The following is a 976-nucleotide window of genomic DNA, read 5'->3' as shown; positions in this document are numbered from 1 at the left end:
ACACCGACGAGGAAGGCATCGGCCGCTGGCGCTTCCCGAAGGCGCCGCTCGGCGAGACCTGGCCGATGAAGCATGACGGCATCGACTACCTCGGCCGCTTCACCTCGTTTCGCCATGTCGGCGTCTTTCCGGAACAGGCTTCGCATTGGGACCATATGGCGGGGCTGATCGCGGCGGCGAAGCGGCCGGTCAAGGTACTGAACCTCTTCGGCTATACGGGGCTTGCCTCGCTGGTGGCGGCCCGCGCGGGTGCCGAGGTCACCCATGTCGACGCCTCGAAGAAGGCGATCGGCTGGGCGCGCGAGAACCAGGAGATGGCCGGGCTTGGCGACAAGCCGATCCGTTGGATCGTCGAGGACGCGGTGAAATTCGCCGAGCGCGAGGAGCGCCGCGGCAGCCGCTACGACATCGTGCTGTTCGACCCGCCCGCCTATGGCCGCGGTCCCAAGGGCGAGGTCTGGCAATTGTTCGAGGACCTGCCGGGCCTTACCGACCTCTGCCGCTCGATCCTGACGCCGAAGCCGCTGGCCGTCGTCCTCACCGCCTATTCGATCCGCGCCTCCTTCTTCGCCATCCATGCGCTGATGCGCGATACCTTCGTCGGCATGGGTGGCACAGTCGAATCCGGCGAATTGATCATTCGCGAGAAATCCGCCGGCCGCGCGCTGTCGACCTCGCTGTTCTCGCGCTGGGTGGCTTGAAATGAACGCACACGACGGCGCTCGCCCTGTCGGGCAGGTCAAGGAAGTCACCAGCCTCGCCAATCCGCTGGTCAAGGACATCAAGGCACTGGCGCTGAAGAAATTCCGCGATCAGCAGAACGCCTTCATGGCCGAGGGCCTGAAGCTGGTCATCGATGCCCTCGACCTCGGCTGGTCGATAAGGACTCTGGTCTTCGCCAAGGCCGGACGCGGCAACGCCGCCGTCGAAAAGGTCGCCGCGCGGACCGTCGCCGCCGGCGGCACGGTGCTGGAGG

1 protein-coding gene and 1 pseudogene are annotated in these 976 nt (G+C 66.2%); both read left to right on the top strand.

Annotated features, from left to right (window positions below):
• Positions 1 to 701 (top strand): RsmD family RNA methyltransferase (locus EOA27_RS37960; RefSeq protein ID WP_145970883.1); only part of this gene is annotated, 701 nt, incomplete at its 5' end.
• 1 nt (position 702) lies between these two features.
• A pseudogene (locus EOA27_RS37955) lies at positions 703 to 976 on the top strand (RNA methyltransferase); the annotation flags it as partial.

The organism is Mesorhizobium sp. M2A.F.Ca.ET.037.01.1.1 (assembly GCF_003998075.1).
Taxonomy (GTDB): Bacteria; Pseudomonadota; Alphaproteobacteria; order Rhizobiales; family Rhizobiaceae; genus Mesorhizobium.
This window is presented reverse-complemented; position numbering and strand designations above follow the sequence as displayed.